Origin of the sequence: Acinetobacter sp. YH12099 (genome assembly GCF_013419195.1) — a bacterium.
In the GTDB taxonomy this organism is placed as follows: domain Bacteria; phylum Pseudomonadota; class Gammaproteobacteria; order Pseudomonadales; family Moraxellaceae; genus Acinetobacter; species Acinetobacter towneri.
The window spans coordinates 1-21,758 of the sequence record NZ_VPAP01000027.1 but is presented as its reverse complement, the minus strand read 5'-3'; the positions used below and the strand labels follow the sequence as shown (position 1 = coordinate 21,758).

At 41.5% G+C, this 21,758-nt stretch carries 19 protein-coding genes and 1 pseudogene; 10 read left to right on the top strand and 10 right to left on the bottom strand.

The genetic code is table 11. From position 1 onward, the window contains the following. Positions 1 to 52: 52 nt before the first annotated feature. From FTU39_RS12355 to FTU39_RS12340, 4 genes are all read right to left on the bottom strand, one after another. On the bottom strand, positions 53 to 1,198 hold the full coding sequence (locus FTU39_RS12355) for a hypothetical protein (RefSeq protein WP_180052242.1): 1,146 nt from the start codon (positions 1,196 to 1,198) through the stop codon (positions 53 to 55). 330 nt (positions 1,199 to 1,528) lie between these two features. Further along, on the bottom strand, positions 1,529 to 2,857 hold the full coding sequence (locus FTU39_RS12350; protein ID WP_131261223.1) for a DUF445 domain-containing protein: 1,329 nt from the start codon (positions 2,855 to 2,857) through the stop codon (positions 1,529 to 1,531). Between the two features lie 18 nt (positions 2,858 to 2,875). Next, positions 2,876 to 3,451 (bottom strand): hypothetical protein, encoded by a 576-nt coding sequence (locus tag FTU39_RS12345; RefSeq protein ID WP_180052241.1) that lies wholly within the window; start codon positions 3,449 to 3,451, stop codon positions 2,876 to 2,878. A gap of 45 nt (positions 3,452 to 3,496) precedes the next feature. After that, positions 3,497 to 4,036, bottom strand: a complete 540-nt coding sequence (locus FTU39_RS12340) for a DUF924 family protein (protein WP_154320169.1) — start codon at positions 4,034 to 4,036, stop codon at positions 3,497 to 3,499. A gap of 318 nt (positions 4,037 to 4,354) precedes the next feature. Here FTU39_RS12340 and gshA point away from each other — a divergent pair, with 318 nt between their 5' ends. Beyond that, on the top strand, positions 4,355 to 5,932 hold the full coding sequence (gene gshA, locus FTU39_RS12335; RefSeq protein ID WP_096901506.1) for a glutamate--cysteine ligase: 1,578 nt from the start codon (positions 4,355 to 4,357) through the stop codon (positions 5,930 to 5,932). 18 nt (positions 5,933 to 5,950) lie between these two features. Further along, positions 5,951 to 6,484 (top strand): disulfide bond formation protein B, encoded by a 534-nt coding sequence (locus FTU39_RS12330; protein WP_004974176.1) that lies wholly within the window; start codon positions 5,951 to 5,953, stop codon positions 6,482 to 6,484. A 137-nt stretch (positions 6,485 to 6,621) separates the two neighbouring features. Here FTU39_RS12330 and FTU39_RS12325 read toward each other — a convergent pair whose 3' ends face one another. Further along, positions 6,622 to 7,953 carry an alpha/beta fold hydrolase gene (locus tag FTU39_RS12325; protein WP_154320171.1) on the bottom strand — a complete coding sequence of 444 codons (1,332 nt, stop codon included), beginning with the start codon at positions 7,951 to 7,953 and terminating at the stop codon, positions 6,622 to 6,624. A gap of 308 nt (positions 7,954 to 8,261) precedes the next feature. Here FTU39_RS12325 and FTU39_RS12320 point away from each other — a divergent pair, with 308 nt between their 5' ends. Together FTU39_RS12320 and parE are read left to right on the top strand one after the other, a co-directional pair. Next, positions 8,262 to 8,846 carry a YqiA/YcfP family alpha/beta fold hydrolase gene (locus tag FTU39_RS12320; RefSeq protein WP_179988760.1) on the top strand — a complete coding sequence of 195 codons (585 nt, stop codon included), beginning with the start codon at positions 8,262 to 8,264 and terminating at the stop codon, positions 8,844 to 8,846. A 14-nt stretch (positions 8,847 to 8,860) separates the two neighbouring features. Continuing rightward, positions 8,861 to 10,741, top strand: coding sequence for a DNA topoisomerase IV subunit B (gene parE, locus FTU39_RS12315; RefSeq protein WP_004974183.1), 1,881 nt, complete (start codon positions 8,861 to 8,863; stop codon positions 10,739 to 10,741). Between the two features lie 76 nt (positions 10,742 to 10,817). Here the strand turns inward: parE and FTU39_RS12310 are convergent, their stop codons facing one another. From FTU39_RS12310 to FTU39_RS12295, 4 genes are all read right to left on the bottom strand, one after another. Then, positions 10,818 to 11,519 (bottom strand): phospholipase D family protein, encoded by a 702-nt coding sequence (locus tag FTU39_RS12310; RefSeq protein WP_180052240.1) that lies wholly within the window; start codon positions 11,517 to 11,519, stop codon positions 10,818 to 10,820. Positions 11,520 to 11,656: 137 nt separating this feature from the next. Further along, positions 11,657 to 13,072: a DASS family sodium-coupled anion symporter gene (locus FTU39_RS12305; RefSeq protein WP_004974185.1), complete on the bottom strand. Its 1,416-nt coding sequence runs from the start codon at positions 13,070 to 13,072 to the stop codon at positions 11,657 to 11,659. A 176-nt stretch (positions 13,073 to 13,248) separates the two neighbouring features. Then, on the bottom strand, positions 13,249 to 14,031 hold the full coding sequence (locus tag FTU39_RS12300; protein ID WP_004974188.1) for a sulfite exporter TauE/SafE family protein: 783 nt from the start codon (positions 14,029 to 14,031) through the stop codon (positions 13,249 to 13,251). Between the two features lie 172 nt (positions 14,032 to 14,203). Then, entirely contained in the window at positions 14,204 to 14,941 is a 738-nt protein-coding gene (locus FTU39_RS12295) for an outer membrane protein OmpK (RefSeq protein WP_154320176.1), read from the bottom strand. 545 nt (positions 14,942 to 15,486) lie between these two features. Here FTU39_RS12295 and FTU39_RS12290 point away from each other — a divergent pair. The 6 genes from FTU39_RS12290 (at position 15,487) to FTU39_RS12265 (ending at position 20,751) form a co-directional block, all read left to right on the top strand. After that, positions 15,487 to 15,852: an HPF/RaiA family ribosome-associated protein gene (locus tag FTU39_RS12290; protein ID WP_004974190.1), complete on the top strand. Its 366-nt coding sequence runs from the start codon at positions 15,487 to 15,489 to the stop codon at positions 15,850 to 15,852. Positions 15,853 to 16,016: 164 nt separating this feature from the next. Beyond that, the gene (locus tag FTU39_RS12285) at positions 16,017 to 16,559 is read left to right on the top strand and encodes an ankyrin repeat domain-containing protein (RefSeq protein WP_167846411.1); all 543 of its coding nucleotides are present in this window, start codon (positions 16,017 to 16,019) and stop codon (positions 16,557 to 16,559) included. Between the two features lie 16 nt (positions 16,560 to 16,575). Next, a complete protein-coding gene (locus FTU39_RS12280) occupies positions 16,576 to 17,346 on the top strand; it encodes a transporter (RefSeq protein ID WP_180052239.1) in 771 nt (256 codons plus the stop codon). Between the two features lie 165 nt (positions 17,347 to 17,511). Then, a complete protein-coding gene (gene dsbD, locus FTU39_RS12275) occupies positions 17,512 to 19,344 on the top strand; it encodes a protein-disulfide reductase DsbD (protein WP_180052245.1) in 1,833 nt (610 codons plus the stop codon). After that, positions 19,341 to 20,021: a glutathione S-transferase family protein gene (locus FTU39_RS12270; protein WP_131261214.1), complete on the top strand. Its 681-nt coding sequence runs from the start codon at positions 19,341 to 19,343 to the stop codon at positions 20,019 to 20,021. The genes dsbD and FTU39_RS12270 overlap by 4 nt, the downstream gene beginning before the upstream one ends. A 166-nt stretch (positions 20,022 to 20,187) precedes the next feature. After that, positions 20,188 to 20,751, top strand: a complete 564-nt coding sequence (locus tag FTU39_RS12265; RefSeq protein ID WP_096901633.1) for an FMN-dependent NADH-azoreductase — start codon at positions 20,188 to 20,190, stop codon at positions 20,749 to 20,751. Positions 20,752 to 20,858: 107 nt separating this feature from the next. Here the strand turns inward: FTU39_RS12265 and FTU39_RS12260 are convergent. Continuing rightward, positions 20,859 to 21,638: pseudogene (locus tag FTU39_RS12260) on the bottom strand (alpha/beta hydrolase); the annotation flags it as partial. Between the last annotated feature and the right edge of the window lie 120 nt (positions 21,639 to 21,758).

Genomic DNA, 21,758 nt, shown 5'->3' with positions numbered 1-21,758 from the left:
AAATGGGAGTGCAATAACTCCCATTTTAGATATTATAAATTGAGATACTAAATTAAATTTCTTCAAATAACTCTTGGGCAAGCTTTCGAGCTAAATCGTCTTTTTCTTTATTTAACTCAGGCAAATTTATAGCATACTGAATTGCTTCACGACCTGAAATTGCTATAGGCCCATAGTCGTCATAATCTTCTCCAGTGTAGGCATTGTAAGCTCTGAAGTCATCTTGAGTAAAATCAACATCACAATGTTGTGCTATATAGATGTATAGCCATGCTTCTTCATCAGTTTTGAACATTTTTTCGTAAAGAAAATATTCAATTGCATCAATATCACCACGATTACACAAGTATAGAACTTGTTTATAGACTGTTTCTGTATCGGCATCCCAATTAATTTCATCTAGATTTAGTGGTGAGTTTTGATTATAAGATTCAAAATATTCAGCTTGTTTTATATATTCTTCATACTGAGCTTTATTTTTCTTAGTTTCGTCAGAATGGATATATTTTTGTTTATTGTTGTCCCATTGGCTTCCAAAATTTGAGCCAGAACGACCATAAGGTGCAATCTGATTAGCTAAATATCGGTAATAAGATCCGATTAAAGCATGAGCATCTACATTGTTTCGTTCTTTTGCATAAGAAAGTATTTTTTCGAAATGTTCTTCTATTTGTGAAAACTCAATATACTCGTCTTCAAATTCTAGATCAGTTACAGGCCCATTTTCAAAATTGATATAGCTTAACCCTTCTCTTAAGCTTCTAAAGTTAATGGCTTCTAAATTTAGCCATAAAAGTTCTCGATAGATAGTTTTAGAAATTGATAAATAAAGTTCTTCTGAAATATCGATTTTCAAGAGATTCTTAAGTTTTATGATAATTGCTGTAATATGCTCGAGTAATGAACGGCCTTCATAATCGTCCCAATGCAGTTCATCTTCGTTATAATTTGAATAATCTGTTTTAGGGGGATTGTTCAATATTTCTAAAGTTAGAGCATCAATTAATTCATGTTGATAATAATCTTCAGAATCATCGTATTCAGATCCGAGTAAAAGGTTTTGAGCAATAAATGCGTTGTAAGTTTTATAGCCTTGATCTAATGCTATTAATTCATAAATATGTGAACGACCAATCTTAACAGAATGTTGTTCTTGAACTTTTTTAGATAATTGAAATGCGAATTCTTGAATAGACATAATTTTCTCTATCTTCAACTCTAAACTCTTATTCAAAGAATTTTTTGGTGTCTTAAGACTTTTAGCAACGCATGTTTAAATGCTAAGAACCAAACGAGTTGATACTTAAGAAAATTAAATTTCAGACATAATTTGATGACTATAAATTTATAGTTTAAATCCCTTTTCTACTCATGCGTAAGTATGGTAGGCGACCTTATTTTTAAGATAATAAATTTTGCCTAAATTTACAACCCGAAAAATAGAAAATAACAAAGTTTAGCTGCCATTAACTCAGCAACCAGATCGTTTGCTCAAGCCAAAGTAATGGGGTGAAATAAAAGACTCGCCTCAAATCAACTCCACCAATGCCCGAATAATCCCCAATCCCAGACCAATAAATGCACCTACCACTACACCATTGACCCGAATCATGTGTAAATCACCACCGACTTCGTTTTCAATTTTGCCAATCATTTCGCGCGAGTCCCATTCATGAATGCGCTCACTAATAAAGCGAATTACTTTTTCACTATATTGATCTGACAAGTTCACCGCAATCGTACTCATTTTTTCATTCAGTAATTGACGTACTGCGGTATTGGCAATGATATTTTCACCGACTTGCTGAATAGCAACACGCAGGTTTTGTGCAATTCCCGAATCAGGTTTTTGTAAATCTTCCTTAATCGCATTGCAGAGAATCACCACTGCACCACTGATAAAATTCAAGACTTGTGGACTGTCTAATAGGGCATTTTTAGTGTCATTTAGACGTAGACTGGCACTGCTGTTGTTATCTGCCAGTTGTAACATCAGTTGTTGCCCAGCCTCTTCAATTTTTTGTCGCCAAGGGTGTTCAGGGTCTGCCAACATAGATTCGACCCGTTGCAGTAAAGAATCTATGGTGCGTTGCTGCACATCAATTCCAATCCAGCTCGCACCTTTGGCCAGTTTCCACACGCCAAGCTCTTTAAACAATTGACGGGTCAATTCACGGCTTTTTTCAGGATGTTTCAGCATCCAGTCATGGGCAAGGTCTAAACCGCGTTGCAGCACATCCTGATGAAAGTCATTTTCCAAAACCGCACGCAGCATTTCACTGGCCAAGTGGTTGACCTGCGTGTTGCGAACCCATTGCACACTGTTGCTTTGAATAAAGCGCCCAATTTGTTCTTGCCCGACAAATTCAAAAATTTTCGGTACAGTCTGCTGAATGACTTGGGTCACTTGCGCATTATTTTGTGGATTCGCCAACCATTTGCCCACGGATAAAGATAAGTCAGTGCTGTGCAGGCTTTTTTGTACCACTTGGGGCGATAAAAAGTTTTCCTGTACGAAACGCCCCATCGACTCGGCAATACGGTCTTTGTTGCGTGGAATAATTTCGGTGTGATCACGTAAGAATTTAGGAATTGGCATTTTGCCAAAAGGATTGCGAAACAGCACCGTAATCGCATACCAGTCTGCCAGACCACCGACCACGCCTGCTTCGGCAGACAGCATTAGTATGTGAATCAACCACGTATATTCAGGCAGTAATTTTGCGGTCAGCATTAATGCCAGCCATGCCAGCACGGCAATCACTAAAGCAATGGTGGCAAAGCGTTTACTGCGTTGCAGGCTCGGAGAGCTATGCTGCGAGCTGCTCGCTAAAGTGTGGTCAGACGCTGTATTCATGCAGGCATCCTTATCTCATTAGGGCGCGGCAGGGGCAGAGGTTGGTGGGGGTAATGGTTGTCCTGTGGGACTTAAACCATATTTTGCCCCCAGTGATTGTAAAATTAGGCTCGCATCAAAGGCATCTTCAGGTGCAGATTTTTGATCTTTAAAACACTGAATGGTGTAAGACACTTGAGTCGGATCGAGGGTCACCACTTGCGGCATATCATAGAATGGGTCAGGCCAGAATGGTGCGCGACGATGATAATATCCATACGGCGAATAGCTATACGGATAGTAACTTGGTGCAGGGTAAACCACGGCTTGTCTAGGTGGTTTCTGGCTACGGTTACTCGGATCATCTAAAACTTTAAAAAAGCGAAAACCGTGTTGCTGCGTGGTTTGTGCTGCTTTCACCAAAGTAATTTCTTCTGCAGTGCCAAAACTCATGTTATGACCCGCTAAAAAACTAATCCGATAGGTTTGCGCATTCAGTGGTGTGGTGCTGTATTGCCCCAACTGCTCAAAGCTGAGAGGTTTAGAGGATGTCGTGGCACAGCCTGTAAACAGCAAACTGCTGGCAAGGGCAAGACCGAGTAGGGAATATTTCATGTGAAAGCTCCTGTACACATCAACCAGCCAAGACAAGCTCGCCAGTTAGAAACTGCTATTGGGTTGGGTTAAAAACTCAAGTTCTTCTGCACTCGAAGGACGTCCCAACACCTGATTCCGATGTGGATAACGTCCAAAACGGTCAATAATCACTTTATGTTTCAGTTCATAGCCCAACACGGTGGGGTCATTCAAACTTTCAAACAACGTTAATGCGACTTCGTGAATACGTTTGGATTCACTGTGCATAAACGGCATATATAGAAAACGACGTTCGGTTGGGTTTAAGTCCTGATCCAATTTTAAGTGAATCATTTCTTGTGCCAACACCAAGGCCATTCCATCTTGGGCAAAGGCACGCGGGTCATTACGGTATAAATTACGTGATAATTGATCTAAAATAATGATTTCAGCCAAACGACCTGCAGGTGTTTCGCGCCATGTCCATAATTCTCCTTGTGCCGCTTGTTGCAGTACATCGGTAAATTTTTCTGCGAGCAGGGCATCAAATTCTGCGCTTTTGACAAACCAGTTCGGTTCTGCAGCAGGAGAAAACCAAAAATCTAAAAAATCTTGATAATTCATACGCTTTATTATTTACCTCTGTTCTTTTGATTATAAAATCACAAATTTAGCATGTCTTATAGTGCAACTTTGTGATAAAAAATTGCCAAATTAAAATTTATTGACGTTGACCACTTTATAAAATGTCAGCATGCCCCAAAATCATCATTTTGTTAGAAAAAACAGCCCAAGCGCATGTGCTGATGCCAAATCAAGTTATACTTGAACGGTAGCAATTTCATCTCAGATCATCTGCATGATAGAGAAAATTGCCACCGACCCAAAATCAGCCTGTGGTTTATGTCGTATTTGTAGTGTATTGGATTAAGCGAGAGTGTAATGAGTCAACCCGAACCAAATGCGCAAGATGTTCTACCAACATGGGTAGACGCTGCGTTGCTTCAAGGGATGTTGCGCGGGATTGAACGCGAAAGTCTGCGTATGCAAAGCGATGGCTTCTTGTCGCAGCAAGCACATCCTCAAGCCTTGGGTTCGGCACTCACACATCCGCATATTACTACGGACTATTCCGAAGCGTTGATGGAGTTCATTACTCCACCGCAAAGCAGCATTCAACACGCGCTTGATTATTTGCGAGATATTCATAGCGTGGTGCATCAGCACTTAGGCGAAGGTGAAAAACTTTGGCCGCTGTCGATGCCATGTATGCTTGATGAAACCGATGACGGTATTCCACTGGCGCAATATGGCAGCTCCAATATTGGGCGCTTTAAAACTTTGTATCGCCGTGGTTTAGGTGTGCGCTATGGTCGCCGTATGCAGACCATTTCAGGGGTGCATTATAATTTATCCTTCCCTGAACATTTATTTGCCGCCTTGCAACAACATGAAAGTGATGAGCAGCTCAAAGCACTGAGTTTGCAAGATTATCGTAGTCATCGTTATTTAGGTTTAATTCGTAACTTTATTCGTTTAACACCATTGGTGATGTTTTTAGTCGGTGCAAGTCCATCGGTTTGTCAGTGTTTTATGACGGGGCGTGAACATCATTTGCTGCCGTTGTTAAGAGGCACGTTGTATTTACCGTATGCGACTGCATTGCGTATGGGTAACTTTGGCTATCAAAACTCGGCGCAGAAAAAACTTGGTATTCATTACAATGATTTAACGGGTTATTTGGATGGTTTGCAAAAAGCCGTAAAAACCCCGTACTTGCCATTTAGCCGCTTAGGTTTAGATGATGCCACGGGTGAGCCAATTCAAATTAATGACCATGTGCTGCAAATTGAAAATGAGTACTATAGTTTAGTGCGCCCAAAACAAGTGCCACAAGAGGGTGAAACCCCATCTCAAGCACTTGCCAATCGTGGTATTGGTTATGTCGAATTACGCGCGGTAGATGTTAATCCGTATAGCCCAATTGGGATAGATGAACATACCGCAGGCTTTTTGGAAGTCTTAGCATTGTATTGTTTGTTGCAAGACAGCCCAGCCTTGTTAGATGCGGAACAAAGCATCATCGAAAAAAATCAGGCCGAAGTGGTCAATCGTGGGCGTGCGCCAAATGCGCACATTCAAGAGAGCGATGTTAAAACCCCAATTGAAGCGTGGGGACAGCAGTATGTCACCGCCATGCAACCTTTGGCTGCTTTACTCGACCAAAGTTATGCGACGCAGCTGTATTCTCAAGCTTTAGAACGCATGATGGTGCGTTTGCATGAAGTCGATGAAACTCTGTCGGCACACATGATTGCCGATACTATTCGTCATGGTGGTACGTGGGGCTTTGGCAGTTATATGGCACAGCAACATGCACATGCGTATGAACAACATACGCTTCGTCCTGAAACACAAACATATTTTGATGAAATTGCAGTGCAATCTATTCAGCAACAACAACAACTTGAACAAGCACAAGGTCTGAGTTTTGCAGACTATGTCGCACAATATAGATAACAGTTCAGGGATTTAAACATGCAATTGAGTTATCGTCTGCTAAGTGGTGTTTTATTTTTAGCCAGTGTCATTGGGATGACATTTGCATTGTATTTGGAGCATGTGCAAGGTTTAGCGCCGTGTCCACTGTGCGTTTTTCAGCGGGTGGGCCTAATTGCATTGGGCTTGGTTTCACTGATTGCCTTTGTGCATAACCCTAAATCTAACGTGGTTAAGCGTATTTATGCGCTGTTCGGCAGTATTGGAATTTTATGGTCGGTGGGTGTGGCAGCACGGCATGTGTGGCTGCAAAACTTACCGCCTGATCAAGTGCCAAGCTGCGGCCCAGGACTGGATTATTTGGTAGATGCTTTACCCATGAAAGCTGTGTTGCAACAAGTGCTGTCGGGTTCAGGTGAATGTGCTGTGATTGATTGGACGTTCTTGGGGCAGTCTTTACCCGTGTGGTCATTGCTGTTCTTTAGCGTGTTGGCACTCATCAGTTTATGGCAATTGCTGCGTAACTATCCGTTTGTGGCATCGACTACATTTGGCAAAGTGAAGAAAAAATAAATTCGGGCTACTTGCTCACTGAATTGATAAAAATGCGTCATCCATAAAATTGCGATGGCGCATTTTTTTTGTGTATCTGTTGATAATCTATCTAAAAATCATCGTGTTGTAGCGTATTTTGAACTGTTTAGACTATGTTAGGTGAGCGCGATGCCTTCTAAGCTTGACCAATCACCAATAAACTCACGAATTTGCTGCTCTGGCACTTCTTCATGCGCAGGATAAAACCATTTCACCAATTGCTCAGCCACACTCGGATGATATTGCAACTGAAAATGGTTCAGACCATAGAACACAGCTTTGTGCGATTCAGGCAGTTTTAATTGAAAACGTGGGTTAGGATGTTCCCCCAAAGCACTTTTTATACTGACTAAATAATCGCCAATGACTTTGCGGGTCAGGTTCTGCTTTTTCTCAAACTCAATGCTGCCTGCCACGAAATAAGCATTAATATGGGTCGGCAAAGGTGCAGGTTTGCGGTTGTCATCGACCTGTCCAATTCGTGCCTGATTATGTTCCCAGTCATCATCTCGCACACTGCCATAGCGCAAATCTAAAATGCCGTTGCTGCGAATATTGACCAGATGCCCGACAATTTTCACAATGGGAAAGCGACCTAATTTTTCCTGTAAATGGAAACCAAAACGCTCCAACACTGCTCCGTGATGTGGTGAGCCTAAACAGACCAGATTTTCGACCAAGTGAATCCAGTGCTGCAAATTTTGCTTGCCGTAAAACAGCGCACTGCGCGACACCAAGCCACCCATGCTGTGCCCAATTAAATCAATACTGGTAATTTTAGGATGACGCTGAATTAAATCATCTAAGGTATTGGCAAGACTGCGGCCATTGGCAGAAATGCGACGCCCTGTATTGTAATTCAGATATAACATGGTGTTATGGTCACGTTGTGCCAGTAATTTTTCACCAAAACCACCAAATTGGTGTGTAGTCCAATCGAGGTGATTGCGGCATAAACCGTGCACAAAAATTACCACACGTCCAGACAAATCGCCTTGTTGGACTTCGCCATAATGGTCATAGAGCACCATAGGTAAGGCGAGCGGATTTTGCTGTTCGAGTAGATAATCTCCCAGTACGCCATTCAGTACACCGACTAAAAAATGCAGGCTTGGCGTGAGTGCTTTGTCATGTAAGTTGGGAAATTGCGCAATGATTTGACGTAAACCTGGTGCAACAAAGTGATAGCCGTATTGTTGTAAGCTGTGGAAGGCAAACTTATACAACTTTTGAAAAGTTGCGGTTTTTTGAAACTTTTGCGAGCGTTGTTCGCTCATGCCAAATACGCTGAGCAAAACTTCACGCTGAATGGTTTGAATCACTTCGCTCATCACGGCATTCAGGCGCGTGCTGACCAACTGTGCCAAGCCTTCTAGGATATCGGCCTGACTTGGAGGTGTACGATCCCATCTACAATACGTTTCATGCAGCGGTGTTAAACTTGGCATACTGTGTTGCCCCTTGTGTTCCCATATACCGAACGCTTTATTTTTACTTGGGTTCGCGGTATAAACTCAAGGGTCTGCTGGCATTTCATGAATTTACAGAACTGCAAATTTTTAGATGAATTGTCACCAAACCCGATACTTTTATTTTATCGTGTTCATCTTGAACTACTTGTAAAATACCGATGACTGCCAAGATGTTCGCATCTTTTTGTCTAACAATTGCATTTTTCCATGAAAATTAAATTAAAAACGCAAAATAAGTGCTGTATCAGCCAAAAATTGAATGGTGTTACTAAGAAATGTCGCGCATGAATTTAATTTATTTACATGGTTTTCAAAGTAGTCCTTTGTCTATGAAAGGGCAGCTATTGTATGCCTATGTGCAGCAGCATCGCCCTGGTATTCAGATGCATTTGCCCGATTTAAATGCTCCACCTTTAGAGGTTTTGGCAAACGTATCGGCATTGATTCGACGTTTGCCCAATGTGGCATTGGTGGGCAGCAGTCTAGGCGGCTTTTATGCGACACAACTGGTCGCACAGCATCATGTGCCTGCTGTTGTGATTAACCCTGCTATGCGACCATGGCAATTGTTTCAGGACTTGTTTGGCGATGTGCTGCCCTATGTGGTACATCCGAACTGGAGCTTAACTGCAGCGCAATTGGATGACTTAGCAGACATTGCGTTGCCAGTTGCGCAAGATGCAGACAAAATATTGGTGTTATTGCAACAAGGCGATGAAGTTTTGGATTATCGTGAAGCGCAGCGTTATTATAGTGCTGCCTCACCTTCGGCCATGATCATGACTGAAGCGCACGGCAATCATGCCATGGATGATTTTGCAGACAAAATTCCGATGTTACTGCAATTTTTATCGGATTCCCTAGCTTAAGGAAACAGTACAACGTGTCTCAATATACCGCTCAATCTCTTGAAGTTTTATCTGGTTTAGATCCAGTACGTCGTCGCCCGGGCATGTATACCGACACCACACGTCCGAACCATTTGGCGCAAGAAGTTATTGATAATGCGGTGGATGAAGCACTTGCAGGGCATGCCAATAAAATTACCGTAAAAGTCTATAAAGATGGCTCTTTGTCGGTAGAAGACAATGGCCGTGGTATGCCTGTCGATATTCACCCAGAATACGGGCAAAGCGGGATTGAAATTATTCTGACCAAGCTGCATGCAGGCGGTAAGTTCAGCACCGACAACTACCAATTTTCGGGTGGTTTGCACGGGGTCGGTATTTCTGTAGTGAATGCCTTGTCCAGTCGGGTTGAAGTGACCGTACAGCGTCAGGGCAACCTGTATAAAATGGCTTTTGATCAGGGCGAAGCTGCTGCACCTTTAGAAGTCTTGGAAGGCAAAGCCCCAAAACGTGCTTCGGGTACGTTGGTACATTTCTGGCCTGAAGCTAAATATTTCGATTCACCTAAATTTGCGCTAAAAGCCTTAAAACACAATTTAAAAGCCAAAGCGGTACTAGCTGCAGGTTTAGAAATTCATTACATTGATGAAATTAACGATGAAAAAATTGTCTGGCAGTTTGAAAATGGTCTAGTCGACTATTTGATGGATGAGCTGGAAGATCGAGAGATTGTACCTGCCCCTGCTTTTGTGGCGACAGGTGAGGCAGAGCGTGCCAGTGCAGAGTTTGCAATTTGCTGGAATGTAGAAGGCGGCGAGCAAATTCAAGAAAGTTATGTCAACTTGATTCCGACTGCGCAAGGCGGTACGCATGTCAATGGACTACGTTCTGGTGTGACCGATGCTTTACGTGAGTTCTGTGAATTACGCAATTTATTGCCGCGCAATTTAAAGCTATCTGCCGAAGATGTTTGGGATGGGGTTAACTACATTTTATCGTTAAAGTTCCAAGAGCCGCAGTTTTCTGGGCAGACCAAGGAGCGTTTATCGAGCCGTGAAGCGGCAAGCATTATGCAGAATATCGCCAAAGATGCCTTTGCCTTGTGGTTAAACCAAAATTCTGACATTGCCATGCAATTGGCAGAAATGGCAATTTCCAAAGCAGGTCGTCGTTTAAAAGCAGCGAAAAAAGTAGAACGTAAAAAAATCGTTTCAGGCCCAGCTTTGCCGGGTAAATTAGCCGACTGCGTGGGACAAACCCGTGAAGAATCGGAACTGTTTATTGTAGAAGGTGACTCTGCAGGTGGTTCTGCTAAGCAAGCGCGTGATAAAAACTTTCAGGCGATCATGCCAATTCGTGGAAAAATTTTAAATACGTGGGAAGTGTCTTCGGACGAGGTTTTGGGTTCGCAGGAGGTACACGATATTGCAATTGCGATTGGGGTTGACCCAGGTAGTGATGATTTATCTGAATTGCGTTACGGTAAGGTTTGTATTTTGGCCGATGCCGACTCAGATGGTTTACACATTGCCACTTTGCTGTGTGCTTTATTCGTGAAACATTTCCCAAGTTTGGTGGAAGATGGGCATTTATACGTCGCCATGCCGCCGTTATTCCGTATTGATGACGGTAAAGATGTGCATTATGCGCTGGATGAAGATGAGTTAGAAAACACGCTGAAAAAAGCCAAAACCAAAAATCCGCAAATTACCCGATTTAAAGGTTTGGGTGAAATGAATGCCAGTCAGTTACGTGAAACCACGATGGATCCAAATACACGCCGTTTGGTGCAATTGGATTTGGATGATAGTCATTTTACCGCAGGTTTATTGGATAAATTGCTGGCTAAAAAACGCTCTGCAGACCGTAAAGTGTGGTTAGAGCAAAAAGGTAATTTAGCCGATTTGGCGGTTTAAGCTGATTTAATTTAGAAAAAGCATCCATTATTTCAAAAAAGTAATGGATGCTTTTTATTGTAATTTTGATTGGTGTTTATAATTCAATATTTTCAGGCCATAAAAAATATCCACCATATTGACTGGTTTTAAATTCTGCACCTACGTCTTTGCCTTGTTGAGTGAGTATGTGCTTTCCAGCATCATTGATATTTAATAAGCCTTTTTCGGTAAAATGAGCCAACAATTCATTGGTTTTCATTTTATGTTTTGCTGCAAGTTTAGATGATGTTAATTTACCAACATTATTGTCATTGGTTTCTTCAACAGATTCATTTGTTGGTTCGGCTTTCACTTCATCTAAACTAATTCTAACTTCATCACTAATACGAATAATACGTTGCGCTTCTTCATAAGCATCTTTAAAGACATCTTGATCTTCATATTTGCGAATCAAAATGCCCATTTCGTTATTATTAATTTGGCTAAATTCATAAAGATTTAGACTAGAAATAATACATTCAGATTCATTGAGATAGCATTTAGCATGTAAGTTTTTAAAAAAACTGAGCCGAACAAAATCAAGTTTTTGCATCCATTTTATTTCATCAGGATGTAAATCACTTTTTCCATAAACGATTCGAATATCAATTTTGAGTCGATCTTTATCTTCAAGTAACTCTTTAATACGGTCATTTAAACGTAAATATGGGCTAATTAAAATTAACCTTTCTTTGGCATTTTTTATCAGTTCTTCTAAGAAAAAATTGGTCGCGCTCGTATTTAAAAACTTAGCCATTTAACCCTCCTCATTGTGTCTAAATTATTATGTCCTGAGTATAGCGAATTTATTTAGGTAATGATTTGATGATTAAAAATATTCTAAAATTGAGGCGAAAAAAATGGAGCATCTTGTGCTCCATTTTTTATTGATCCTTAACTAAAGAACCAATATACAAATAATGAAATAATAAATACGCACATGACGTTCAACACCATGCCCACACTCATCATTTCACTTTGTTTAATTTGACCTGTACCAAATACAATCGCATTTGGTGGCGTTGCCACAGGTAACATAAAGGCACACGATGCACCAATACCAATAATCACCACTAAAATTTCTTTTGGAATACCCATTTGGTCTGCAATTGCAGCAAATACAGGAACCAATAACGCAGCAGACGCTGTATTACTGGTAAATTCAGTTAAGAAAATAATGAAGATGGTCACCGCAAAAATCACTACCAATGGCGAAGTATCACCAAAGGTATTGGCAAGGGTTTGACCCAATACCAAAGATGCGCCTGAATCTTTTAAGATCGCACTGAGAGTTAAACCACCACCAAACAGTAATAACACGCCCCAATCGGTATTTTCAGCCACTTGCTTCCAAGACGCAGTACCTAGCATAACCACTAAACATGCAGCAGTTAATGCAGTCCATGTATCGGGTTGGCTAATACCAAAGGTTTCGCTAAGTTTCTTGCCGAAAATCCACGCCACTGCAGTACATACGAATAAAATCATCGTTGCAACACGGGTTTTGGTCCAAGGAATTACTTCAGTTTCAAAATGAATTTTTTGATTTAAATTTGGACGCAATACCAAATATAAGCTGACCAACATTGCTGGTAGCAAAATCAGCATCATTGGTAAACCAATTTTCATCCAGTCAGCAAAGTCATAGTCTAATGCTTTGGCTGCAATAGCGTTTGGTGGCGAACCCACCAACGTACCCAAACCACCTAAACTGGCAGAGTAGGCAATCCCCAATAAAATGAAAACGAAGGTTTTACGCTCTTTGGTGGCATCGAGGTGTGATAACAAACCTAGTGCCAACGGTAACATCATCGCCGCCGTGGCTGTGTTGGAAATCCACATCGACAACGCAGCAGTGACGATAAAAATAGATAAAACCGAAATCCCCAAGTGACCGCCCGACATGGAAATAATCCACATCGCAATTTTACGATCCAGTTTCTGAATGTGCAGCGCAGTTGCTAAAGCAAAACCACCAAAGAACAGGAAAATAACAGGATCGGCAAAAGTCGCCAATGCCTTGCTGGTGCTAATTGGCTCAAGCACTTTGCTGGCATTTTCAACAGGCATGCCCAAAATTACGGCAAGCACCGGCACCAAAAGTGCGGTAATGGTAATGTGTACAGCTTCGGTGAGCCATAAAATACCAATAAAAAGCAACAGACTTAGACCCTTATTTGCATTTTCATCATAGGGCAAGACATTGTATAAACCGAAAGAGAGCAGGGCTGCAATTGCAACAATCACCCAGGTCTTGATCAGTTCTTTTCGCTTAATATTGGCTGGCACTTCTATATGGTTATTTTCCATAGAAGTTCACTCCGTCAAAAGGAATTAAAAGAAAAGAGGGAAGATTGGTCGATGCAAACGACCGAAGCAGTCTGAATAGACTGTTTTTTAAGCTGGTCTTAATTATAGGTGTAAATAATTATTTAAGCCAAAAAAAATCTAAATAATTTTCCATTTGTTATGTTTATTGGTCTGATTTATATCAATAAAGCAGGTGATGTTTGGATGATGAATAATCCTTGAGCAATCGCGTAAAGTGCCATAAAACCCAATAACGTAAATACAATCTGCTTAAATAATGTCTGGGAAATTTGTTTACGAATCAGACTGCCGATATACACCATCAGCATAGAGATGATGCAAATCAGGGCTAAAACTTTTAATTGTATGTGGCTAAACTGTTGAATTACTGGATATAAAACTGCCAATTGAATGAGTTTGGAAATAATAAAGTTTAAGTTGCTAATCACCACAATATCGGTTTTGCTGTGTTGAGTGCTGAGTAAATACATCATTAGAAATGGTGCCATGGCATTGGTCGCACCACCAATCACACCTGCCAGCAAACCAAAAATCAGCATATTTTTGAGTGAGGCAGAAATTTGCAAAGGACGTTGTCGAAATTGATCGGCCACGTACAATAAAATCAGTACGCCCATTGCCAATTTTAAATAACCTTCGTTCAGAATGAGCAGCAAACTGACGCCCAAATAGCTGCCAATCAGCGCACTGAAGATTAAACCCCAATATTTTTTGCAGTAGCCATATAAACTGCTGAATATAGATTGTGTGGCATCGCCCCGCAGCATGTAGATATTGAGAAGCAAACAGGGAATCAGAACCAAAGCAACCGCAGTACTGAGTGGATATAACATCGCCACTGCAGCGGTGCTAAGCATGGGAAAACCAAAACCACTCATGCCATGTAAAATTGCGGCAATGGCACAAAATAGCAGAATAATAAAATCAGTTTTTTGCATGTGAAGTCACATTGCTTTTTATTTGAAATTTAAAGTAAATGTAGCGGAGTTTTGAGTAAAGTACAAATGAGTCGCATGCTAATTTTATACCTGAATATAAATTAAAAAATTTTAACGACCAATAAAAAAGCAAGACCATAGTCTTGCTTTTTTGAATAGAGATCAGGCTGGCTTAGAAGTGGTATTTGACCAATGCGCTAACATCATTTTGGTTAATGCCAGATTTGTTACCGTATTTGTTATTCCAGACAGAATGTTCAATACCCACGTATAAACGTGTATTTGGAGAGATATGTTTACCTGCATTCCACTTGTATTGTGTAGTCCAGTTGAGTTCGCTGGCGTGGTCATCTTCTGCAGTAGACCAATCAAGGAAACCATCTACTAAAAAGTCTTCAGCACCGACTTTAAATGGAAGACCGTAAGCAAACGTCATTTGATAATCATCTTGAGAGATATCTTTATCATTATCTGCTTTGTAGAAGTTCAATTGCGCATATTTGAAATATGGAAGCTCAAGATCAAAACCAATACCGTATAGGTAATTGTTAAAGCCTTCGCCACCTTCCCAAGTGGTTGCAATTAAAACATCTTTAATTGGACCAAAGGCAAGTTTTTGACCAGAAACAGCGCCTAAGCTTAAGCGTGGTGATACTTCAAAGTAAGTGTCATTGCCATCTACATCATTGTTTGAACGGTCAGCAAAGGCAAAAAAATCACCGTATTTCAATCCAGCAGCATATTCAGCAGTAATAGTGGTTTGCTCTAAATCATCAACCATGCCAACAGGATGAGCATAATTCTCACCATATAAACCTGTAATGCTAAAATCTTGCCAAACTGGCGCAGCTTGCGTAAAAGTTGCAGCAGTAGAGAGAGCGCATAGCGCAGCAATATGTGTAAATTTCATAAAATAAGACCCCAAGAAAAGCGTTTCAAGGATACAGATTCTTTAGCAAAAATAAAGCAAAATTCGATTATTGACGGGTCATTTTGGGGTGTTTTCTATCAGCTTTTGGGTTGAATGCTTTTTAAACGATTTAAAACCAATGGTTAAAATGTAAAGGTGAATATTGCAGGTGTGACTAAACCCTTTAAAAGCATCAAGTTTCTCATTGGCAATAGATTGAACAACGTAGTGCTATCCAAATTGATCGCTTATTGAACATCTAAGCTGAAATTGGTGATAAAAGGGTTATTCTTTTGCTGCTTTTCTATAAATATCGCTTGCATATTTTTCAGATAGGCCCGATATTCAAGGTATAGGGACACGGTTCTGCAGAATTAAAAGTGTTCATCATTCACGTAGGAGGAAGTGATTCCAAACTAAGTTGAAGATGTACTTTATGCTGTAAAAACAGCACATTATAAACACGCCAAAACGTATATATAAAATTATGTGTAAGATTTTGGCACAACAAGATTCAGAAATAACGAACGCAAGAGGATGAAATCATGAACATTGAAATCCGTACCGATAAAAACATTCAAAACAGTGATCGATTAATTAGTTACGTTCGTGAAGAACTGAATAATGAATTCCAACGCCACAGTGAGCGTATTACCCATTTTTCAGTGCATTTTAGTGATGAAAATGGTGAAAAAGGCGGTGATGACGATATTCGTTGTATGATTGAAGCACGTCCAGCAGGTCTAAAACCAGTGGTTGTGAATCATCGTGGTCATAATATTGATACAGCCATTCACGGTGCGATTGACCGTTTAAAACGCAGCCTAGAACATGCGTTTGAGAAAAATGAAAATCCTCGTGGTGCTCGCCCAGAATTTGTAGATACAGATGTTGGTGGCGACGACGAATAAGGATCAGACAGATTCCAAGAGCCTCGCAAATTTTGCGAGGCTTTTTTGTGTTTGCATGTAGCCAATGCACTAAATTCACGATTTGCTGACATTTATCTCATACAAATGTCGCTTTATTGGGCATAATAGTTCTAAATTAAACATTGAATAAGAGAGCTCTCTGCATGTTAACTGCGCAACAACAAGTCTTGGTGCAAGCAATAGAAGAATTAGACCTTGCCCAAGTGCAACGCCTATTGGCAGACGGTTTAGACCCTAACTTTATGGATGCCGAAAAAGGCCCTGTGATTTCAGTCTGGTCAGATGGTTTATTTCAATGGTGGGAAAAAGTCTGCGAAGCATACGAAGCAGGTCAGCCACTCACAGAACAGCAAAAACAGCAAGATTTGCAAGTGCATTTAGATATTTTAGAGGCATTGATTCAAGCCAAAGTGAATTTGCACTTATGGGATGCCGAAGAAATTTACGGCCCATTGTGGGATGCAGCTTCTGCAGCATGTGTTCCTGCAGTGCAGCGTTTATTGGATGAAAAAGTCGATCCAAACAGCAAAGATGAAGATGGTTTAACCATTTTATCTTCGATTAGTGATTTATTGTTTGATTGTGATTTTGATGAAATTCAGTGGTCGGATGCTTTGCCAGAAGAACAACAGACTTTAGAATTGTTGCGTCGTTATGGCGCAAAAATGAGCAAAGAATTGACCTAAGAGCAGAGATAAAAATATGTCAGTATTAAAAACAGTTGGGTTAATCGTGGCGGCAGGCATCAGCATGCAGGTGAGCGCGGCAGATTTTGAGTTTGATCGTCCTGGTGCAGGAGTGAGTACGGGTATTACACCTGTAGGGAAGTTGGCTTGGGAACAAGCTTTGCCAAGTGCAAGTTATCAAGAAAGTAACGATGCTTCGGGCGAAAAAGTTAAAACCACTCGCCTTAATGCTGACATGCTGTTACGTACAGGTTTGGCGCAAGATTTAGAGTTACAGCTGGGCTGGCAAGGTCCTGCATGGAGTAAAAGCAAAACCGCAGGTCAATCGGTTGAAGAAGATGGTTTGGGCGATGTCAGCATTGGTTTGAAACAAGCCATTGACTTAAATGATGACAAACTTTCTATGGCCGTGTTGTTGCAAGCGTTAATTGCCACAGGCAATGATGGCTTTAGCGAAGAAGATGATATTTATAGCTTGGGTACAGCAGTCAGCTATCAATACAGTGAGCTGTTAAAAACAGGCATCAACATGCGTTACGATGTGCAAAATAGCGATTGGGCGGTTACAGCAATTCCCAATATTCAGTATCGTTTAAGCGATCAATGGTCAGGTTTTTCAGAATTGGTCTATCGTAAAGCAGAAAGTCAGGACAATGAATATGGCTTAACTTCGGGGGTGATTTACGCACTGAATGAACGCACTCAGCTGGATGCCAGTGTCGGTGTAGATTTAGACGGTGCAGATAAAAGTTACCATGCAGGTTTAGGTATGGCGTTCTTGTTCTAAGCCATTTAAACCATTTAAAGCTTTAAAATACGTTGTATGTTGCAGCAGGCTAAACTCATCAAGCTTGCTGCAGATTCGTTTTCATCCTAATAAAGTTCATGCCGAGGCGAGCAGAACATGAAGCAGTCCTTATTTCAGACCTTTTGGCAAGCTGCTGTTGATCTAATGGCTGATATTTTTCGCTATATGAATAGGGGCTTATCTTGTCTGCTCGCAAGTCTACTTTTATTGTGTTCGCTAAGCCTACACGCAGAAGCACCTTTACTCCCACCCGAACAAGCCTTTCAGTTTAGCGTTGAATCGGTCAATCCCCAACAAGCCGAACTGCGCTGGAACATGCCTGAACAGTATTATTTGTATCAGCATCAATTTAAGGTTGAGCATGGACAGCAAATACTGGCTTTAGAGTTGCCTCCCGCAGAAGATGTTTATGATGAAAACTATGGACATACTCAGGTTTATTATCAACAAGTCAGTTTTAAAATTCCCACGCAGGCTGCACAGCGCTATCAAGTGAGCTGGCAAGGTTGTGCGCAAGATCGACTTTGTTATCCACCACAGCGCATTGAATTTCAGACAGACAGCACTGGTTTGGTGATTTTAGACAATCAAAGCGCAGCACAAAAAAATCTGTGGGGTGGACACAGTAACCCAACCCAGAATGTGTTTTCGACAACACCTGCCAACTCCACGCTAGCATCCTCAACAAGTGTTGCGACAGCGCAACCCATCACTGCACAAGATCAAATGTGGTCAGAAAAACTGGCACAGAGTTCATTTGCTTATGGCTTGCTACTGTTTTTTGGTTTAGGGGTTTTATTGGCCTTTACTCCATGTTCTTTGCCGATGTTGCCCATTTTGACCTCCTTGTTGGTGCGTGAACATAAAGGTGTCAAAGCGTGGACGATTACTCTGGTTTTTGTCTGTAGCATGGCAATGGTTTATGCCATATTGGGTTTAATTGCGTCATCCGCAGGTTTGAATTTTCAGCGTTGGTTACAACAACCTGCTACTTTAATTGCCTTTAGTTTACTGTTTGTGTTGTTTGCCTTAAATTTGTTTGGACTGTTTGAGATCAAGTTACCACGTGCTTGGGTCAATCGACTCGATCAGGTGCAATCTATGCAAAAAGGCGGCAATTTGGCAGGTGCTGCACTCATGGGCATGTTGTCGGCACTTTTGGTCGGCCCATGCATGACTGCGCCATTGGCAGGGGCGTTATTGTTTATTTCACAAACCCAAAGTCAGATGCAGGGGGCGTTGCTGCTATTTACGCTCGGGTTTGGCATGGGTACGCCGTTATTGTTGGCCAGTGTGCTTGGGGCAAAAGCTTTGCCACGCGCAGGTTTGTGGATGCATCAAGTCAAAGTGCTGTTTGCCTTTATTATGTTGGCATTGGCATTGTATTTTATTCGTCCGTTATTGGGTGAAGCATGGATGCAATGGCTTAGTTTGGCACTTGGAGTGGGTTTTGTCGGCTATGTGCTGCATCGTTTGAGTGGCTATCATGGTACGCTGCGGGCGATTTATCTGAGTGCGTTATTGGTGGTGGTGCCGTATCTGATTTATAACCAATATCAACACAGCCAGCGTTTTTGGCAGCAGGAAAACGATGCGGTTTTAGAATGGCACCGTGCAACGACTGCAACGGAATTACAACAGTTACTTGCCCAAGCTCCGAAAAATCAGCGCATGATTATAGATGTCTATGCCGATTGGTGTGTGGCGTGCCGTCCGATTGAGCAACAGGTATTGACATCTTCCACTGTAAAACAGGTACTTGCAGAATTTTATTTAATTAAACTCGATTTAAGCCATTACGATGCCAGTCATCAAGCTTTGCTGAATAAATGGGAAATTTTAGGGCCACCTACCTTTTTATTTTTGGATGCACAACAACAAGAAATTCGCAGTCTGCGTTTAACGGGTGCGTTTAACGAAAGCACCTTGTTAAATCAACTGCAGCAACTTCAAACCACACAGGAGTCATCGCCATGATGCAGCTGTATATTGCCAATAAAAATTATTCGAGCTGGTCGATGCGCCCGTGGTTGGTACTGAAGGCGTTTGATTTGGCTTTTGAAGAAATACAACTGAACTTTCCATGCGAGCGTGGTGAGGGCGATTTTAAACAACGTGTCCTAGAAATTAACCCCAATGGTAAAGTGCCTGCCTTGTTAGATCAGGGCATGTTGATTTGGGATTCTCTCGCCATTTGTGAATACTTGGCAGAGCAATATCCTGAACAGGCACTTTGGCCGCGTGATGTACAGCAACGCGCTTGGGCGCGTAGCATCAGCGCAGAAATGCACAGTGGTTTTACCGATTTACGCAGTTTATGTGGCATGAATATTCGCGCCAATTTAGCAGAAGTGGGTACAAAATTATGGCAAGAACATTCGGGTTTAAGGCAGGATGTGGCACGCATTGAACACATTTGGTCGGCACGTCCTGCAGCAGATGGTTTCTTGTGTGGTGAATTTAGCATTGCCGATGCGTTTTATGCTCCTGTGGTGACGCGTTTTATGACTTATGCCTTGCCTGTAAGTGCCAACAGCCAACACTATATGCAGCGGGTGATGCAGCATCCTGCTATGCGCGCTTGGGTACACGCCGCATCACAAGAAGCAATGTGGGTCAATTATTTAGAGCCTTATCAAAAACCAGCAAAATGACTTGGAAAAAGCAGGATTAGGAAAAATACTGCGGAAGTTTTTGTGCGGTAAAGTGGTCTTTTTTGTTCCAAAAATAAAACATAGTGTCTTAGTTTTCCCAATTATTCTATTTACGCTGCACGATTAAAATAGCGTTATTAAATGAATACAAGATTGGAACATCCCCATGAAAATTTTACACATCGACTCGAGTATTTTAGGTGAAAACTCAGTTTCACGTCAGTTAAGCCAAGCGATTGTGCAACAATTGACTGCAAAAAATAGCAATGCACAGGTCGATTATTTAGATTTGGCACAACAGCCGATTCCGCACTTAACTGCCGAAATTTTAATGGGGCAGGATGCAGAACAAGCGGCTTTAGGTGAAAAAATCATCCAGCAATATATTGATGCCGATGTCGTGGTGGTGGGTGCAGCCATGTATAACTTTGGTTTGACTTCAACCTTAAAAGCATGGATTGACCGCATTAGCGTGGCGGGAAGAACCTTTAAATATACCGAGCAAGGGCCTGTAGGTTTGGCGGGTGAGAAAAAAGCCTATATCGCCAGCAGCCGTGGCGGTGTGTATGGTGATAATAGCCCTGCTGATTTTCAGGAAGATTTCTTGAAAACCATCTTCAACTTTACAGGGGTGAATGATGTAGAAATTATTCGCGCTGAAGGGGTGAGTATGTCGGAATTTAAAGACCAAGCTGTTGCCAATGCGATGCAAAAAATTCAGGCGATTTAACCCACTATTTCAATAAAAAAAGCTCAGTGCCTTGAGGGTGCTGAGCTTTTTTTATATAGATGGATCGGCTAAAAGGGTTGGTTAGCAAAGCCTTGTTATGGTTGAACTTAGCTCTGATCTTGCCGATGTGCAAACTCTGCTAAATCTGCCAATGCACGTTTGGCTTCTTCAAACCACGGTGAAAACATTTGAAAATTGTGCCACATACCCGTGTAGAGTTTGTAATGCACTTCTACGCCTGCCTGTTCGGCTTTTTCTTTAAAACGTGTTGCATCATCCAGCAAAATTTCTTTAGAGCCAATTTGTACTAAAACTGGTGGTAATTCGTGTAAATCATCAAACAATGGCGAAATTTGCGGGTCTGCCCGATCAAGTTCAGGCGGTACATAGTAATCAATGCCTGTTTCCAGCGTTTCAATTGACAGCAGGGCATCATGCTTGCTGTTATAACGCAAGGATTCACTGGTGAGGGTTAAATCTAAAAATGGTGACAGCAGCATTAAGCCACTCACTTGCGGCAATTGCTCATCACGTATTTTTAAAGCTAGCGCCAACGCTAAATTTGCACCGCAAGAATCTCCTGACAAAATAATATCTTTGGCGTGTATACCTTGCGCCAACAGACTTTGATAGACATCAAACACGGCTTCCAAAGCATGTGGAAAAGGATGCTCAGGTGCAAGCGGATAATCGACATGAATCACTTGCATTTGGGTGCGTGCCGCAACTTGACTCAAAAATGCTCGATGGGTATTTAACGAACCCAGAAAAAAAGCCCCGCCATGAATATGAAAAATGAGCTGTGTTGCAGCATTCTGTGGTTTTAATTCTTCGGCATGCAGACCTGCTAAACGCAGCGCGCGTACCTGCACCGACTTTTGCATAGGTATCTACACATCTTTAGGTACCTAGTGCAATGGTTGCGATTTCATTCAGTTCATCTATTGAATATTCTGAGAGCAGTTGAAGAGTATTTAGTAAAATCGAGAGTCCTGCCAATATGGCAG

What these genes read in the sequence shown, in the direction of transcription:
- FTU39_RS12355 (WP_180052242.1), bottom strand. Translation starts at nt 1,198, where the DNA reads ATGTCTATTCAAGAATTCGCATTTCAATTATCTAAAAAAGTTCAAGAA.
- FTU39_RS12350 (WP_131261223.1), bottom strand. Translation starts at nt 2,857, where the DNA reads ATGAATACAGCGTCTGACCACACTTTAGCGAGCAGCTCGCAGCATAGC.
- FTU39_RS12345 (WP_180052241.1), bottom strand. Translation starts at nt 3,451, where the DNA reads ATGAAATATTCCCTACTCGGTCTTGCCCTTGCCAGCAGTTTGCTGTTT.
- FTU39_RS12340 (WP_154320169.1), bottom strand. Translation starts at nt 4,036, where the DNA reads ATGAATTATCAAGATTTTTTAGATTTTTGGTTTTCTCCTGCTGCAGAA.
- gshA (WP_096901506.1), top strand. Translation starts at nt 4,355, where the DNA reads ATGAGTCAACCCGAACCAAATGCGCAAGATGTTCTACCAACATGGGTA.
- FTU39_RS12330 (WP_004974176.1), top strand. Translation starts at nt 5,951, where the DNA reads ATGCAATTGAGTTATCGTCTGCTAAGTGGTGTTTTATTTTTAGCCAGT.
- FTU39_RS12325 (WP_154320171.1), bottom strand. Translation starts at nt 7,953, where the DNA reads ATGCCAAGTTTAACACCGCTGCATGAAACGTATTGTAGATGGGATCGT.
- FTU39_RS12320 (WP_179988760.1), top strand. Translation starts at nt 8,262, where the DNA reads ATGAATTTAATTTATTTACATGGTTTTCAAAGTAGTCCTTTGTCTATG.
- FTU39_RS12310 (WP_180052240.1), bottom strand. Translation starts at nt 11,519, where the DNA reads ATGGCTAAGTTTTTAAATACGAGCGCGACCAATTTTTTCTTAGAAGAA.
- FTU39_RS12305 (WP_004974185.1), bottom strand. Translation starts at nt 13,072, where the DNA reads ATGGAAAATAACCATATAGAAGTGCCAGCCAATATTAAGCGAAAAGAA.
- FTU39_RS12300 (WP_004974188.1), bottom strand. Translation starts at nt 14,031, where the DNA reads ATGCAAAAAACTGATTTTATTATTCTGCTATTTTGTGCCATTGCCGCA.
- FTU39_RS12295 (WP_154320176.1), bottom strand. Translation starts at nt 14,941, where the DNA reads ATGAAATTTACACATATTGCTGCGCTATGCGCTCTCTCTACTGCTGCA.
- FTU39_RS12290 (WP_004974190.1), top strand. Translation starts at nt 15,487, where the DNA reads ATGAACATTGAAATCCGTACCGATAAAAACATTCAAAACAGTGATCGA.
- FTU39_RS12285 (WP_167846411.1), top strand. Translation starts at nt 16,017, where the DNA reads ATGTTAACTGCGCAACAACAAGTCTTGGTGCAAGCAATAGAAGAATTA.
- FTU39_RS12280 (WP_180052239.1), top strand. Translation starts at nt 16,576, where the DNA reads ATGTCAGTATTAAAAACAGTTGGGTTAATCGTGGCGGCAGGCATCAGC.
- dsbD (WP_180052245.1), top strand. Translation starts at nt 17,512, where the DNA reads ATGGCTGATATTTTTCGCTATATGAATAGGGGCTTATCTTGTCTGCTC.
- FTU39_RS12270 (WP_131261214.1), top strand. Translation starts at nt 19,341, where the DNA reads ATGATGCAGCTGTATATTGCCAATAAAAATTATTCGAGCTGGTCGATG.
- FTU39_RS12265 (WP_096901633.1), top strand. Translation starts at nt 20,188, where the DNA reads ATGAAAATTTTACACATCGACTCGAGTATTTTAGGTGAAAACTCAGTT.